This window comes from Bacillus sp. FDAARGOS_527 (assembly GCF_003812125.1).
Taxonomy (GTDB): Bacteria; Bacillota; Bacilli; order Bacillales; family Bacillaceae_G; genus Bacillus_A; species Bacillus_A paranthracis.
This window is the reverse complement of the sequence record NZ_CP033795.1, coordinates 829902-845853: the sequence shown is the minus strand read 5'-3', so window position 1 is coordinate 845853 and position 15952 is coordinate 829902. Positions and strand designations below refer to the sequence as shown.

Genomic DNA, 15952 nt, shown 5'->3' with positions numbered 1-15952 from the left:
TAAAACAAAAATATCCATATTCCGAATCAATTCTCTTCCATACAAATAAGATATTTGCTATTACACTACAATTAACAAATTAAAAGAAACGTAGTAAACAAAATCACACTAATCCTATTAACTAATATTTAAATATTCAATATTGAAACACTTATATCAGCCTTCTTATTCCGTACAGAACATTACCAAATACACAATCCATCAAAATATTCAATATTATTTATACGATATTCACTAAAAAATAATAATTCTAACCTAATAAATTACATACCTTTTACAAAAACAAAATAATATTTGCACCAAAAAATTTCAAATTTAATAATGTGTCACTCAAAATGTATACAATGAAATACTTCGTGTATACCCAATCTTTTCTTGTCCCTCACACCCAGAACTCTAAACCATATTGAATATGCAACTTAAATTTTAACTTAACATAACTTTACTACATATATATTTATTAATTCACTTTCATAATCATTATCCTTTTTTAATAAACATTTTATTCATTGTCTCTACTGGCTATAATGAGTAAATTTTTTATAGGTGGGAAGGTATATGTCCAATAAAGATAAAAAATTTAAAAACCCATTGAATTTTGATGATATTATATCAGCCATTTCCTACGACCCTAGTGTCATAGGACCTACATTCCCAAACACTACAATAGTATCACCTACCGGTATTACCGGACCTACCGGTAGCACTGGCTCTACTGGATCTACCGGCGACACTGGACCTACTGGCAACACCGGACCTACTGGCAACACTGGAGCTATTGGTAACACCGGACCTACTGGCAACACCGGACCTACCGGAGCTACCGGCAACACTGGACCTACTGGCAACACCGGACCTACTGGGATCACTGGAGCTACCGGCGACACTGGACCTACTGGCAACACCGGACCTACTGGCGATACTGGAGCTACCGGCGACACTGGACCTACTGGCAACACCGGACCTACCGGAGCTACCGGCAACACTGGCTCTACTGGAGTTACTGGACCTACTGGGATCACCGGACCTTCCGGAAACTCTGGACCTACTGGCGCTACCGGACCTACCGGAGCTACCGGCAACACTGGCTCTACTGGAGTTACTGGGACTACTGGACCTACTGGGATCACCGGACCTACTGGGATCACTGGAGCTACCGGCGACACTGGACCTACTGGATCTACTGGGACTACTGGACCTTCCGGAAACACCGGACCTACCGGAAACACCGGACCTACTGGAGTTACTGGGACTACTGGACCTACTGGGATCACCGGACCTACTGGGATCACTGGAGCTACCGGCGACACTGGACCTACTGGGAACACCGGACCTACTGGCAACACCGGACCTACTGGGATCACTGGAGCTACCGGCGACACTGGACCTACTGGCAACACCGGACCTACTGGGATCACTGGAGCTACCGGCGACACTGGACCTACTGGATCTACTGGGACTACTGGACCTACCGGCAACACCGGACCTACCGGCAACACCGGCAACACCGGACCTACCGGCAACACCGGCAACACCGGACCTACCGGCAACACTGGCTCTACTGGAGTTACTGGGACTACTGGACCTACTGGGATCACCGGACCTACTGGGATCACTGGAGCTACCGGCGACACTGGACCTACTGGGATCACCGGACCTACCGGCAACACCGGACCTACCGGTATCACTGGAGCTACCGGCGACACTGGCTCTACTGGACCTACCGGAGCTACCGGCAACACTGGACCTACTGGAGTTACTGGGACTACTGGACCTTCCGGCAACACCGGACCTACTGGGATCACTGGAGCTACCGGCGACACTGGACCTACTGGGAACACCGGACCTACGGGCGACACTGGCTCTACTGGAGTTACTGGGACTACTGGACCTACCGGGAACACTGGACCTACTGGAGTTACTGGGACTACTGGGACTACTGGACCTACTGGGATCACTGGAGCTACCGGCGACACTGGACCTACTGGGAACACCGGACCTACCGGCAACACCGGACCTACCGGCAACACCGGACCTACTGGGATCACTGGAGCTACCGGCGACACTGGACCTACTGGCGATACTGGGAACACCGGACCTACGGGCGACACTGGCTCTACTGGATCTACTGGACCTACTGGCAACACTGGACCTACTGGAGTTACTGGGATTACTGGACCTACCGGGAACACCGGACCTACTGGATCTACTGGACCTACCGGCAACACTGGACCTACTGGAGTTACTGGGACTACTGGACCTACCGGCAACACCGGACCTACCGGCAACACTGGCTCTACTGGGACTACTGGACCTACTGGGATCACCGGACCTACTGGGATCACTGGAGCTACCGGCGACACTGGACCTACTGGACCTACCGGCAACACTGGCTCTACTGGAGTTACTGGGACTACTGGACCTACTGGGACTACTGGACCTACTGGGAACACCGGACCTACGGGCAACACTGGCTCTACTGGATCTACTGGACCTACTGGATCTACTGGACCTACCGGCAACACTGGACCTACTGGAGTTACTGGGACTACTGGACCTACCGGCAACACCGGAGCTACCGGCGACACTGGACCTACTGGCGATACTGGGATCACCGGACCTACGGGCGACACTGGCTCTACTGGAGTTACTGGGACTACTGGACCTTCCGGAAACACCGGACCTACTGGATCTACTGGACCTACCGGGAACACTGGACCTACTGGAGTTACTGGGACTACTGGACCTTCCGGAAACACCGGACCTTCCGGAAACACCGGACCTTCCGGAAACACCGGACCTTCCGGAAACACCGGACCTTCCGGAAACACCGGACCTTCCGGAAACACCGGACCTTCCGGAAACACCGGACCTTCCGGAAACACCGGACCTTCCGGAAACACCGGCAACACTGGACCTACTGGAGTTACTGGGACTACTGGACCTACTGGCAACACCGGACCTACGGGCGACACTGGCTCTACTGGATCTACTGGACCTTCCGGAAACACCGGACCTACTGGATCTACTGGACCTACCGGGAACACTGGACCTACTGGAGTTACTGGGACTACTGGACCTTCCGGAAACACCGGACCTTCCGGAAACACCGGACCTTCCGGAAACACCGGACCTACTGGTATCACTGGACCTACCGGCGACACTGGACCTACTGGCAACACCGGACCTACTGGGAACACTGGCTCTACCGGCGACACTGGACCTACTGGCAACACCGGACCTGCTGGGAACACTGGAGCTATTGGTAACACCGGACCTACTGGTATCACTGGACCTACCGGCGACACTGGACCTACTGGCAACACCGGACCTACCGGAGCTACCGGCAACACTGGCTCTACTGGAGTTACTGGGACTACTGGACCTACCGGAAACTCTGGACCTACTGGGAACACTGGATCTACTGGGAACACCGGACCTACCGGAGCTACCGGCAACACTGGCTCTACTGGAGTTACTGGGACTACTGGACCTACTGGCAACACCGGACCTACGGGAGCTACTGGGATTACTGGACCTACGGGAGCTACTGGACCTTCCGGCAGCACTGGACCCACTGGTAGAACGGGGACTACTGGCAACACCGGACCTACCGGCAGCACTGGACCTACGGGGACGCTAGCACAAGCTTATGCAAGTTTAACATTGGGAGTTAATCAAACAGTAGCAGCAAACGGAAAAGTTAATTTTTCTGGTGGTGGCACTAATCTTAATGGAATTACTTTTAATGGTTCGGATACACTTACTATTCAACAAAATGGAGATTATATGATAACTCTAAATGTATCCCCAGCACTAGGTTCTGTTACCCCAGCAGCATTTGGGGTTGGTTTAAATAATAATCCTACTCCTAGTACAAATATGGTATCTAACGTATCTGGTGGGATGATTTCATCAACTACCATCATTTCATTAACTGCTGGCACTACTCTTTCTTTATTTAATAATTCTGGTGTAGCTGTTTCTTTAAATAACGGTGCAGGTGGAGCAGCTGGAGGTGGCGTGGCAAGGGTCACTGTCATAAGGGTTGATTAGAAATAACACAGATTTAACGTTTACCTTTTTAAGCATTAAAAATATCACCTTAAAACTTAATAAATACAAGAAAGTTTATCAAGAGATTAACTGTCATGAATTCCAATGTATATGAGTTAGACAATCGTGCCCATGAAAGCTTCATGTTATTCTAAACGATTCACACTTAGGCCTATCAAAATTCAAACTTTTTAGCTATAAAAACAATCTTCTCCTAGTAAAAGTTTTAAAATTATATAACGTGTCTAATTACAGTAGACATGAAAAATACCTCCTGAATTTACAAACTACAAATGCAAATTCAACTGGAGGTATTTTTTTGAATTCATTCTGTTTTAAGGTTCAATAGTTTTTCGTTCAATTGTTTCCTACACCATATGCTACATGTCGTTTCTCAATTCGTTCCTCAATTTCTTTCATATTTTCTTTATTACTTAATAGTAATTGTTTATTTTCTATTAATAATTGTTTAAAGGATTTTCTTACTTTTTTTCTCATTTTCATTGTCCTCCTTGGGGGATGGTTTATATAAAAGATAAGTATTTATCTGTTTGTCTTATAATAATTGATTGTTGTGAATTCCATTTGAACTTTACATGAAAATTACGTTTATTTTCTGACAACTTTGTGAACAAAAAAGGAAGACCGATTCATTTTACTTTTAATCGGTCTTCCTAGTACTTATAGCATATTGATTAATATTTCAGGTCTTCCCCAATTCATTTCTTCACAAACGAATCGTAATTTTTCTTCATCTATTGTGTGTAATCCTTCTTCTAGTGAACATGAAATAGGAACTTCACAATGAATTTGCGCTAATTGTAATGAAATATTTAAATTCTCTAAATCACTTTCGATCTTCGTACGTTGCGCTTTCGTTAATGCTGCCACATTTTCTAGTACAGTTGCTACTGTACCATGTTCTTGAATAAGCTTATACGCTGTTTTTTCACCGATACCTTTTACACCTGGGTAATTATCGCTCGTATCTCCCATGAAAGCTTTCGCATGCACGATTTGCCACGGTTCTACACCTTTTTCTTCCATAATTTTCTCCGGTGTGTAATACTCGTAATTTCCAATTCCTTTGCGCAGAAGCATAACTGTAACGTTCTTATCAACAAGTTGAAGTAAATCCGTATCACCTGTTAAAATATAAACTTCCGCTTCATTGCAGTATTGTTTTGCTAGTGTACCGATACAATCATCCGCTTCATACCCTTTCATGCCGATAACTGGAACAGATAATTTTACAGTCATTTCTTGCACTAGATCAAATTGCGGAATTAATTCTTCAGGTGGCGCTGCACGATTCGCTTTATAATTTGAGAACGACTCTGTTCTAAATGTTGTACTTCCCATATCCCAGCATGTTACGATGTGTGTCGGTTCAATTGCTTGCATTGCCGTTAATAAATGTTTCATATAACCATGAATCCCGTTTGTAGGGGTACCATCTTGTCGTTTCATAAACTGCCCGTAGACACTTGTTGCATAAAAAGCACGAAATAATAGTGCCATACCATCAACTAATAATACTTTTTTCATAATTCCTCTCCTACCAAAAAAAATAATAACCCCACGTCATCACGTAAGGTTATATAAATAGATTACCATTCTACGTTTTTCAACTTTGTCTATTATACATTGTTTTTGTATATTTAGCATCATTTACACATTAAGACGTTTTACTACAACAAGTATGAAGAATCCCTGTATACGTATTTTTCCCAGTTGAAACTACTACAGCTTTTGCATTTCCACTAACAATATACGTCCCTTTGAAACATACATTTTCAAGTTCAAGTGGATTATAGTCTTTCATTCTTTTCAAAGGAATAAATCGTTTGCGTTCAAGATGATAGCAACTTTCAAATTTCTCAACACTTGCATCGTTTCCTGTTAGCACAGATTCATTTACTAATAGATCATTTGCATAAATGATACGTACATCTGCTGGTACTGTATCACCTTCTGAAAGGAAAATCATATCTCCTGGAACAAGCTCTTGTACTGGCAAATCCATCATTTTTAATTCACCGTTTAAACCTGTTACACTAGAACATTCTACTCGAGACACAGTAATCTTCTCACATTGTAATCCATCTCTCACATGTTGTTTTGAAAAACCTGGGATCATTCCACCTAGCTTCATCATCACTTCTGCAATACGAGCTCTTTTTGAAGTTAATTCATTTCGGCCGTATACTTGAATACGTTTTTGTGCCTCTTTCATAGACAATCCATCTCTTGTTGTTTTAAAATACGCAAATACAGATTTTACATCTCTCGTTGCGATTTCAATTAATAAATCTTTATTTTTTTGAAGCATCGTTTGTTCTTTCATTGATTTTTTGCTTAATTTATATGACGTGTTACCCACAGTTTTGTTTGCATATAACATATTATCGTCTCCTCCTTTACAACGTAGGAAGAAACGCTTTGTTTCTCAATTTATCCACTTTACGGTGAAAGTGTCTAGCGCCTAAACATACATATAAACGCTACATGATGATAAATATAGAGGGAGGAACAAGTCGTTTCCTGCCTACATCATATATTTTTGATTTGAAGTATATGGGTAACGGAACCGAGTCAGAATTTGACATGCTCCTCACCTCCTCGTTTTATTTTATAGTTTATACTATGAAATTACTCATAGCTTTGTAACAAAAAGACCCTTACTCCGAAAAGAGTAAAGGCCATGACATACACAAATAAACGATTCCTAATACAATTAGAAATCTACGGACCTCTCCCTCGCCGAGTTTTAGCACTGTATAGCATAGGTACATTACCAGCTACGTTAAGAAAAACCTTAATTCGATCATTCCTGTTGACCCATTGGCGTCTCTCGACATTTTTGGGCAGTAGCATTTCTCTATACAGGAGCCTCACCTAACAGAGACTTATTTTTATTACATAGAAAATGTTACTCTTATTTAAAATAGATGTCAACACCTTGAATGGAATCTTTTCCTTATTACAACAACTCCCTCTCATATACATACTAGTTCTCTTTCTACGTATCAAATGAATGAAGCACATATTTTAAAATTAGTAAAAATAAAAACCTTACGTTTAAACGTAAAGTTTTTAATAAGTTATACAACCAGCAATTACAATCCCAATTGAAAGCGATAAAAACATAAGAAAAAGACCGACCGCTTGATTATCTTCTTCAAGACTTTTATTTATATTAAAGCGTGGTGTAAGCCACTCAGCTAAATAAAAGACGATAATTTGAGCCAAAATCCCAACCGCTCCCCACGAAACCATATCAAGAAGTGAAATGGAATTAGCTGCTGTTGAATATAAAACAATAGCTAACCCAAGTAATCGCCCTCCAAGTACATAGCTTACTGCCTTATTCCCTTGGGCCATTAACTTAAATTCTTTTACTTTCGTTGTCACTTCCATCAGGAAAAGACCTATGCATAAAAGACCAAGTGTTACTGCTAAATATAATAAAAAATTAATCATATACTTCCTCCTTGTTTATACCTACTGGTAAATAGTACGATTCATTCCCCGTAATTTTTTCACCAGCACGAATACCGATACTACTTGCTTTTCCTGCAATTAAAAACGAACCAAACACATACGACAGTTTCTCCATCCCTTTCTCTGTTTCCAAAGTTACGACTGGAAGTTCTGTATACTTTTGAAATATCGGCAGTGACGCTTTATACGTTTGGTGTGCATTTTGAATCATAATATTTTCGTCCTTATCACGAATGGTAATCGTGTCTCCCTCTCTACCAAATGAAGGTTTTCGAACGAAAGAACCTTTTCCTAAAAATAAATCTGGTTCTAAATATGTAGGTAACATATATTCTTTAATCCACTGTCGTTCCTCATTTGTATAAAAGACCTCTTCTTCTGCTAATCCCCAAATAAGACATTGAACTGATTTAGGCTGAAGTAAAAATGCTGACAAAGGATTTATAATAAAAAGCTTTCCGGCTTTTACGAGTTGTAACAACTCCACACCTACCAAATCCCCTGTTTCAGGATCTTGATCCTCAATTAAATCTTCTATCGGATATGTTTGACGATATAAAACATCAATTTGCACTCCATCCCTATCCACTAAAGAATCTTTTGTAATTCTAAGTTCTGACATTGGCACGACTTTATTTTCAACACGGCATAACTGACTTAAATACATAGTCGTATTCCAATCCTCAATATGCTCATGATGCGCTGTAAAAACAACATTTGGGTTGTCTATTCCCTTTGTCGCTTCCATTACAGCTTTTGTAACACCAGAGGATAGCAATCGCTCTTGGCCTAAGTTTGGATCATCATAACCTAGCTTTTTACAAACTTCCCCATTCATTTGAAAGCATTCCATAATAAAGGTAGGTGTATCACTATTAAACTCAAGCATTTTAATTTGGTTATCGCCTGTTAAAACGAAATCAAATCGTGAAATAACAGATTCAGGATATAATCCTTTCATTCTAATGAACGATAAGCTTGCGGGGGGAAATCCAAGTTCAAGAAGCTGTTCGTCACTTAAATTACGCAAAAGTCTAGCAGTCTTAAAAAATATTTTCCCCATTCGTTCAGTTGCAACTTGTAATTGTTTCATAGTCTCATTTGTTATAGGAAAAACATGAAACAAACTATACTCACATTCATATAAATCCGACCAGAAATCCTGATATTTTGAATAAAACTCTTTTCGATCCCTTATGTATTGCGACATATGTTAGCCCCCAAATCCTCCCTTTGAACCGCTTCCAATTCCACCTTTAAATTCCGCAGACGATTGATAAGATTTAAACGCCGATGAATTTTTGAAAGTGGATTTATTTTGATAGTATCTCCCGCCATAGAAATAATGCCCACGATATCCTGAACTACTATCATCACACTGCCATACCCCAAGTTCATCATCCCAATCCCAATCTGCACAACTTTTATCATTCGGTTTTGGGGGAAGATCTTGTGCGCAGCCAAATAAGGTGCCAGTCATTAAAGACGTTACGACACCACCTACTAACCATTTCGTTTTTGTCACCTTCGCACTCCCCTTTTTAAATTCTATTCCTATTATATAGGATGGCATGATAAAGTAGAAGAAAAAGGAAGAAGAGTGATGAAATGCGCTTAGAATACCGACTTAATGATGAAACGAAAGGGTATCCAGCTTTATGGAACTATGCAAATATTTCTAATTCTGAAACCATTGCACGCATGACTTGTGAATATTTTATAAAAGATAAAAATACATATGTTGTCACTGCAACCTCAGTAGATCCAGACGGAACAGCAGTTATATATATTCAACAAGAAACTTTCTCTAACGATCCTTCAGATCCTACTTACTTCCACATCGGTTTTGAAATTAGAGAGCTAAAGGATACAAGTTCAAACTTGATTGAAAGTAAAGATGTATGGAACTATGAAGAAATCTTGCCATATCTGCATTCAGATATTATATATATTCAACAAGACGGCATGCATATGGAATTTACTTTAGATTCAAGAGAAATTGATGAAGACAGAAAATGCTATATTTATTACGGAAACTTCACAGGTGAATCAAGATAACATGGATATATGTATACAACAAAAAAACCTTACGTATAAAACGTAAGGTTTTTATATAGCCCCACATATGCCGTTCTCTCTAGATGTCCATAAACCTGCTCTCACAGGTGGATGCTCTCACAAATGTTTGTAACTTCCTTCTTAAAAAGATGGCATGTTAGCTACATTTAAATATTGAACTTCCATATTAAACTTATTGGTTTAAGACATGCATAAGCTACGTACACCGTAGGAATTTTATATAATGTTAGTTGAAATAAGACCCCCGCACGTGCCGCTCCTCGTAAATGTCCAAAAACCCGCTACTCGCAGGTGGATGCCCTCACAGTTACCGTACATCTTCCTCCACAAGGAAGGCTTGATGATGGTCACTAAATATTGAGCTTCCGTATAACTAACATCGGTTTTAGACATAAATAAGTTACGTACACCGCAGGATGTATTATTTACTTGTCGTTATATTATCACATTGTTTCCAATGTGTAAAATACAAAGTTTTTCGAGCAATCTCTTGCTTGTGACCTTATTTTAATACAAATTATTTTTGCATGCAAGTGATTAATCTTCTTCTTTTGCAATTTGATTTTCTGGATAAGAAATCCAATCACTCCAGCTACCTGCATACAATTTAACATTTTGGAATCCAGCTAATTTCAATGCAACGATATTTGGACATGCTGTAACGCCAGAACCACAATATACAATTGTTTCCTTATCTTTCGAAAGGTTTTGGAATCGTTCTTGTTGCTGAGCTTCATTCTTAAATTGTCCTGATTGCAGCATTCCATCCTTCCAAAAATAATTTACTGCTGTTGGAATGTGTCCTGCTTTCGGATCAACAAGTTCCTCTACACCAGCATAACGTTTTGGCTCTCTAGAATCAATTAACGTAACATCTGCACCTGCATAGATATTCTCTCTCACCGTTTCCATCGTTACAAGCATATGATTTTGTACATTTGCTTTGAATGCTTTTCGTTTAGCAACAGAAATTTCTGTTGTTACCGGTAGTCCATTCTCTTTCCATGCTGGAAATCCACCATCTAATATATATACTTTCTCATGTCCTACATAGTTTAATAACCACCAAAGACGAGAAGCATTTGCACCCGCTTCACTGTCATATGCAATCACTGTCGTATGTTCATCAATACCAGCTCGCGACAGCTTGTCTGCAAACTCCTCAATATTTGGTAACGGGTGGCGACCACCATGTTCTGTTATAGGACTTGATAAATCTACATTCAAATCAAAATATAATGCATGAGGAATATGTTCCTCCTCATACTTTTCTCTACCCCAATTAGGATTCGCTAAATCAAAACGACAATCGATTATACGGACGTTCTCATCTTCTATATGCTCACGTAACCATTCGACTGTAACTAACATCTTTAACGACCTTCTTTCTCTTTCAAACGACTTACATACTCCATAACCATTTCTTTTGTAACATATTTACGCTCTAGTGTAACACCATTTTTTGCAAGAGCATTAATTTGCTTCGTTACAACATTAATGACATCAACCGAAAATTCTTTCCCATTTGACGCAAGAGATACGGCTGCTTCAATAGCTGCTTCACGCTGCGCATCTAATTGTAAACATGCTTTTACACTTTCATTTTGTTTACGAGAATGTGCTGTAATTGCTTTATGTACTTCCATCTTCTCTTCCCCCTAAATAAGTTATACGTTCTAATTCAATTCCATTGCAAGCCGAATCATATCACGGCATACAATCCCATTTTCAATAATCTCTTCTTCATAATGCTTCGAAAAGTAATCAAAATCAATAGAAAAAATACGAAATCCACATTTTTGATAGAAAGCAAGTTGTGAAACACTTGAATTGCCTGTACCAACTTCAAGTTTTGACATACCATATCCTTTAGCAGTTTCTATAGCATGACTTAATAACTTCTTTCCAATCCCTTTTCCTTGCAAATGCTCTACAACCGCAATATTCATAATTTCCATCGTCTTCGGCCTTGTTTCCAAAATCACATATACACCGATTACATTATCTTCTTGCTTAGCTACGTATGTTACCCCTCTTTGTACATATGTAGCTACTTGCTGTTCACTCGGATCAGCAAGTAGTAATAAAGACTTCGGTATAGCTTCTTTTGAAATACGTTCTATTACAACAGTCATAAAAAATTCCCCCTTCTCTATTGTTCTAAACCCTCCTTGTCTACCATAAGTAATAGAAAGGAGGGATTCACCATGGACAACAATGAGAAAAAATGCAACGTCATCTCTATTGATGGAAAGAAGAAGAAGAGCGACACGTATTCCCATCCAAAATTAGTAGTCGAAAACAAAACATATGAATTTTCTTCATTCGTCTTATGCGGTGAAACACCAGACGGCAGACGACTCGTTCTTACTCATATGATTTCTACCGATGAATTTGCTGGATTTGTCAAATCTTTAGATACGGTATTACAAAAGAAAATCGAACGAATCTTTTTCTCATAACGACTACATCACATACATTTCTTTTTCAATCTCTACTAATTGCTTTTGCAATTGTTCTTTACTTTGTTCATATAGTGATACATCAATCGTTTCAGCCAATGCAAATAATACACTTTCATAATAATTCATCACATCTTGCTGCATCACTTTTTGGAATAAGTTCCATTTCAAATCCCACTCTTGCTTATAATGATGAACAAATAAATCTTTTTCATCAGCTACATAGTTTGATACGAGAGGTTCTAATACAGATTTAGCGTCTTCTTGCATAAAGGCTTTGTCATTCTTTTCAAAAAAGCTTTTCTCATTTTTAAAGTGTGCCAATGCTTTTTTGAAATCTTTTATTTCAACTGAAGGGAACGGTTCTTTATGTGTAATATCTTTATATTCATATTCCACTGTTCCATTCATAGAAATTGATTCATTTTCTACTTTACAGTTCACCACAATTTCATTCTTTGCACGCTTCATCGCTTCATCTATCCATCTTTCAAGGCGTAATGATGTCGCACGCATTTCTTGTAATAAATCATGCTGAATAAATGCTACTAATTCCATAACACACTGCTGCAACTGCACTTTCACATTTCCATCCGTTCGAAGCGATGCTGGATTAATAAATTCAGTAAACACATCGTTATAACGTAGGAATAGACGTTGTTGCACGTAATAAAGCAATTCTTTCACTTCATTTCGCATCGCCTGTTCTTCAGCAAGCACACTATATGATGAAATAATATGAAGTAGTTGATCACGCTCTGCTTCATATTTTTTCGTTTGCTTCTCTTTCTCTTCATTCCCCTGCTTTGCACCATTTATCATATTTACTAACAACTGATCTGCCCCTTGCAATGCACCATATAAAGCATGAACAGATACGAGCATTAAATCTCTCATCATAAAGGATGTAAATGATTCCTCGAACTTAGCAATCCCAGAGTTTTGTAAAATACCGTACTTCTCTTTCTCAATATTTTTTCCTTGTTTCTCTTCAAGCGCACATAAACTTGAAATTGCAAATAAACGTGGATTTCTAATACCGTATTGTAGTAGCTGGTCTGCGATATAACCTTTTACCATTTCAAGTTCTTCTTCAGACTCTGCTAAATCGGCCGCATTAATTAAGAAGAACATTTTATCAAGAGCAAAAGTATCCTTTACACGACCAAGCTGAATTAAAAATTCACGGTCAGCACGAGAGAACACGTGATTATAATACGTGACAAACAAAATAGCATCTGCGTTTTTAATATACTGGAACGCAACGTCTGTATGGCGGGCGTTAATAGAATCCGCTCCAGGTGTATCTACAAGCGCTACTCCTTGCCTTGTTAATGTACAATCATAATAAAGCTCCATGTACTCAACAAAACAAGATTTTTCTTCATTCGCTACATAATCAGAAAACTCTTCTAATGTAACTTGTACTTTCTCGCCTAAATGTGCAGAAACTGTATCATACCCTTTTTGTACTGCTCGTAAAAAGCTAAATGTTGTTTTTTGCTTCCCAGTTGGTGAAGGGTATTTCATAACTTTATCAATCTGTGCTAACGCTTCATCTAACGTAGTAATCTCATAATGAAACAGCTTATAAACAGCTTTCATATCTTCTAATAAGGCTTGCTTTGATTTAAATTGAACCATTACTGTTCCGTGTGGTTTTTCCTCTGTAACTGGCAAAATTTGATTAATCGTTGCCGTCGTCGGATTTGGTGACACTGGAAGTACTTTCTCACCAAGCAATGCATTGGCAAATGATGATTTCCCAGCACTAAAAGCTCCAAATAATGCTACTGTAAATTGTTTCGTTTCCACACGGCGCCTTTTTTCTATTACCTCTTGCTGTACATGTTTTAGCACTGGCAATGGCTCTAATATCGTTTCAGCTTTCTTCACCTTCTCTAATATACGCTGAATATTTAAAGCTGCCGTTCCTTTTATCTCTTCCTCACGAGCCGCTACGTTATCATTTACAATTTCCTGCTCTTGTAGTGTGAATTTCTCACTAACAATTTGTTTTTTGCTTTGCAATATCTCTTCTATTTGCAACCCTTCTGGTGTAGCAACACGATCATGCCAAACATTTTGTAAATAGCCTTCATATGCCTCCAAATTGTTACTGTATTGCAATTTCGTTTCTTTCGCCGTTTGCAACATCGTATATGTTTCAATCTCTTCTTCAATACGATCAACTGCTTCTTTTACCTTTTGCTTTAAAACGACTGCACTTTTATCAAAAATTTGCTGTGCTTTTGTAAAATAACGTTTCTTTAATTCATTCGCTACATCCGCTGTATAAAGAAGTAAGTAATCACCTGTGAAACCTGCACCTTGTTTAATTACTTCTGCCAACATTTCTGGTCCAAAAGCAATTTCTAAATCATATATGTCTTTCCCAATCTCTTCTGTAAACACCCCTTCTTCTTTTAAGAAGGCAACAATAAATTCTTTCACATGAAAATCAAGTTGCGTTTCGACAGTCTTTTGCAAAGCAGCATAAAAAGCATCTAAACGTCTCTGTTTTTCTTGCTCAGTCTTTCCTTTCGCAAATAGCAAACCAACTTTAAATTTTGTTAATTTCGTTTCTAAGTACGCATTTGCCAATTCTCTCATTTCAAATGGCATTAAATACGCGTTATCTAATATAGCTTGTAAGCCTTTTATAAATTCATTTCTCATTTGAGACTCTTTATTAGCCTCGCGATGTTTCATTTCCGTTAGCTCTTCTTTCTTTTCAACTATTTCTGAAATGGAAAGCGGTGATGCTAACTCTTCCTCATATTTCAAAAGAGCTTTTTCATTTTCAGAAAGAATAAACGAGAAATGTTCCCTCATTAAATATTCTGTTTCTCGCTCCATTCCATCTCTTACATACTGCTCTTTTTCTTTCATAATAGAAGTAATTAACGTTTCTAGGTTTTCAATTTCATTATGTGGATGGTTCATCATTCGTAATGATGTATAATAAACTCCATCTACTTCAATATCCCAGTTAGAGAATGATTGTTTTACACTATCTCTATAATCCGCAAACGATAATTCATTTTCTTTATGTTTATCTATTTGATTTACAACGAGATAAACCGTTTTATTACGTTGTTTCAATTCTTTAACAAATTGTAAATTCACTTCCGATTGGACGTGATTATAATCCATCATATAAAAAATTACGTCTGCTAGATGCAGCGTTGATTCTGTTGCTAGTTGATGGGCATCATCTGTTGAATCAATCCCTGGTGTATCAACTAACATAACACCTTCTGGAATTGGCGCATCATTTCGATAAATATGAACACCAATTACCTCATCGCCATCTTTACAAATTTGTTTTAATTCTTCTGCTGAATATGCACCGTCATATTCGTACTGCTCTCCAGATTTAATCGTTACAACAACACGATCAGACCCCTTTTCAATTTTAACGACGTTAGCGCTTGTCGGAATTGGACTTGTCGGTAACAACTGCGCTTTATATAGATGATTCATCATCGTTGATTTCCCTGCTGAGAAGTGACCGCAGAATGCTATCATAAGCTGCTCTCGTTTATATTTTTGAATTACTTCAAACAACTTTAAGCTATTCTCTGCATCGCCGTGTTTTTGCCACTCTTCATAAAAACAAACAAGTTTTTTCATACCGTTTGTCTGTACTATGTTTGTCATCCCCTTGTTCCCCTTTATCCAAGATGTATATACTTTTCCCCGCTATTTGCGAGCACATAATCAACAGGAGATACATCCCTCATTGATTACCGTTTCACTTTACTATCATACTAAATTTTCAGCATATTCTCATTAAAAATAAAAAATCCCTTTCATTCTTTTTACAAATGAAAGGGATTTTATGTAAT

The 15952-nt window shown here is 39.2% G+C and carries 15 protein-coding genes, 2 other RNA genes and 1 riboswitch; of the genes, 4 read left to right on the top strand and 13 right to left on the bottom strand.

Annotation, left to right across the window (positions count from 1 at the left end; all coding sequences use genetic code 11):
• Nucleotides 1-623 precede the first annotated feature (623 nt).
• Nucleotides 624-788 carry a hypothetical protein gene (locus EGX95_RS30710; RefSeq protein ID WP_012580605.1) on the bottom strand — a complete coding sequence of 55 codons (165 nt, stop codon included), beginning with the start codon at nucleotides 786-788 and terminating at the stop codon, nucleotides 624-626.
• Between EGX95_RS30710 and EGX95_RS31030 the strand changes: the two genes are divergently transcribed.
• The gene (locus EGX95_RS31030) at nucleotides 779-3643 is read left to right on the top strand and encodes a hypothetical protein (RefSeq protein WP_319016939.1); all 2865 of its coding nucleotides are present in this window, start codon (nucleotides 779-781) and stop codon (nucleotides 3641-3643) included. The two genes, EGX95_RS30710 and EGX95_RS31030, sit on opposite strands and share 10 nt — an antisense overlap.
• A 23-nt stretch (nucleotides 3644-3666) precedes the next feature.
• Entirely contained in the window at nucleotides 3667-4056 is a 390-nt protein-coding gene (locus EGX95_RS30695; RefSeq protein WP_000538724.1) for a Gly-Xaa-Xaa repeat protein, read from the top strand.
• A gap of 357 nt (nucleotides 4057-4413) precedes the next feature.
• On the opposite strand, the gene EGX95_RS06760 is transcribed toward EGX95_RS30695, so the two are convergent.
• The 6 genes from EGX95_RS06760 to EGX95_RS06735 all read right to left on the bottom strand — a co-directional run bounded on the left by EGX95_RS06760 (nucleotide 4414) and on the right by EGX95_RS06735 (nucleotide 9085).
• Complete coding sequence (locus EGX95_RS06760) at nucleotides 4414-4554, bottom strand: FbpB family small basic protein (protein ID WP_001228040.1); 141 nt, start codon at nucleotides 4552-4554, stop codon at nucleotides 4414-4416.
• Nucleotides 4555-4737: 183 nt separating this feature from the next.
• Nucleotides 4738-5604: a 5'-3' exonuclease gene (locus tag EGX95_RS06755; RefSeq protein ID WP_000757057.1), complete on the bottom strand. Its 867-nt coding sequence runs from the start codon at nucleotides 5602-5604 to the stop codon at nucleotides 4738-4740.
• Nucleotides 5605-5734: 130 nt separating this feature from the next.
• Nucleotides 5735-6460 (bottom strand): P-type ATPase actuator domain-containing protein, encoded by a 726-nt coding sequence (locus tag EGX95_RS06750; protein ID WP_000964970.1) that lies wholly within the window; start codon nucleotides 6458-6460, stop codon nucleotides 5735-5737.
• Between the two features lie 345 nt (nucleotides 6461-6805).
• A riboswitch (M-box (ykoK) riboswitch) is annotated at nucleotides 6806-6969 on the bottom strand.
• A gap of 183 nt (nucleotides 6970-7152) precedes the next feature.
• The gene (locus tag EGX95_RS06745) at nucleotides 7153-7539 is read right to left on the bottom strand and encodes a DUF350 domain-containing protein (protein WP_000606860.1); all 387 of its coding nucleotides are present in this window, start codon (nucleotides 7537-7539) and stop codon (nucleotides 7153-7155) included.
• A complete protein-coding gene (locus tag EGX95_RS06740) occupies nucleotides 7532-8770 on the bottom strand; it encodes a glutathionylspermidine synthase family protein (protein ID WP_000084959.1) in 1239 nt (412 codons plus the stop codon). The genes EGX95_RS06745 and EGX95_RS06740 overlap by 8 nt, the downstream gene beginning before the upstream one ends.
• Nucleotides 8771-8773: 3 nt before the next feature.
• On the bottom strand, nucleotides 8774-9085 hold the full coding sequence (locus tag EGX95_RS06735; RefSeq protein WP_000169020.1) for a hypothetical protein: 312 nt from the start codon (nucleotides 9083-9085) through the stop codon (nucleotides 8774-8776).
• A gap of 83 nt (nucleotides 9086-9168) precedes the next feature.
• Between EGX95_RS06735 and EGX95_RS06730 the strand changes: the two genes are divergently transcribed.
• Nucleotides 9169-9618, top strand: coding sequence for a hypothetical protein (locus EGX95_RS06730; protein WP_001235528.1), 450 nt, complete (start codon nucleotides 9169-9171; stop codon nucleotides 9616-9618).
• A 54-nt stretch (nucleotides 9619-9672) separates the two neighbouring features.
• Here the strand turns inward: EGX95_RS06730 and ssrS (EGX95_RS06725) are convergent.
• The 5 genes from ssrS (EGX95_RS06725) to EGX95_RS06705 form a co-directional block, all read right to left on the bottom strand.
• Nucleotides 9673-9856: non-coding RNA, 6S RNA (gene ssrS, locus EGX95_RS06725), on the bottom strand.
• A gap of 21 nt (nucleotides 9857-9877) precedes the next feature.
• Nucleotides 9878-10060: non-coding RNA, 6S RNA (gene ssrS / locus EGX95_RS06720), on the bottom strand.
• 116 nt (nucleotides 10061-10176) lie between these two features.
• Nucleotides 10177-11010: a sulfurtransferase gene (locus EGX95_RS06715; RefSeq protein ID WP_000961781.1), complete on the bottom strand. Its 834-nt coding sequence runs from the start codon at nucleotides 11008-11010 to the stop codon at nucleotides 10177-10179.
• 2 nt (nucleotides 11011-11012) lie between these two features.
• Complete coding sequence (locus EGX95_RS06710; protein WP_000451811.1) at nucleotides 11013-11285, bottom strand: YpbS family protein; 273 nt, start codon at nucleotides 11283-11285, stop codon at nucleotides 11013-11015.
• Nucleotides 11286-11315: 30 nt separating this feature from the next.
• Complete coding sequence (locus tag EGX95_RS06705; RefSeq protein ID WP_000219276.1) at nucleotides 11316-11774, bottom strand: GNAT family N-acetyltransferase; 459 nt, start codon at nucleotides 11772-11774, stop codon at nucleotides 11316-11318.
• Nucleotides 11775-11846: 72 nt separating this feature from the next.
• Between EGX95_RS06705 and EGX95_RS06700 the strand changes: the two genes are divergently transcribed.
• Complete coding sequence (locus EGX95_RS06700; protein WP_000369737.1) at nucleotides 11847-12101, top strand: DUF3931 domain-containing protein; 255 nt, start codon at nucleotides 11847-11849, stop codon at nucleotides 12099-12101.
• A 3-nt stretch (nucleotides 12102-12104) separates the two neighbouring features.
• Here EGX95_RS06700 and EGX95_RS06695 read toward each other — a convergent pair whose 3' ends face one another.
• A complete protein-coding gene (locus EGX95_RS06695; RefSeq protein WP_000182169.1) occupies nucleotides 12105-15764 on the bottom strand; it encodes a dynamin family protein in 3660 nt (1219 codons plus the stop codon).
• Nucleotides 15765-15952: the final 188 nt, after the last annotated feature.